The following is a 299-nucleotide window of genomic DNA, read 5'->3' as shown; positions in this document are numbered from 1 at the left end:
AAATATGGCTGTTTCCTTTTTGAAGATAACCATGAGAATTTTTTGAAAGGGGGTCCGCTGTTGCATAAAAACAGGGCAACTCTTTGCCCGCCCACCAACACAACCTCCCCGACGCCCGACGGCGGGCGTCGGGGGTGGGAAGAAGTTGGAGGGGGGGGGGGCGGGCGGGTGCGGGCATATGATGATGATAGTGATAAATCCTTGATCGTCGAAACCATGGCAGCCGGAACATTTTTGCTGTTCGCAGTAATGTGCGTACCTTATATTTTAATTGTTTGGAAGTTAGTTCCCGAAACTAC

General features: G+C 50.5%; 1 protein-coding gene. It reads left to right on the top strand.

The window, feature by feature from the left end:
• Positions 1 to 299 (top strand): hypothetical protein (locus D0T85_RS22645; protein WP_203558565.1); only part of this gene is annotated, 299 nt, incomplete at both ends.

The sequence above is a fragment of the Bacteroides sp. 519 genome (assembly GCF_010500955.1).
Classification (GTDB): Bacteria; Bacteroidota; Bacteroidia; order Bacteroidales; family Bacteroidaceae; genus Bacteroides.
Note: the sequence above shows the minus strand (reverse complement) of the source record. Positions and strands in the feature narration are given on the sequence as shown.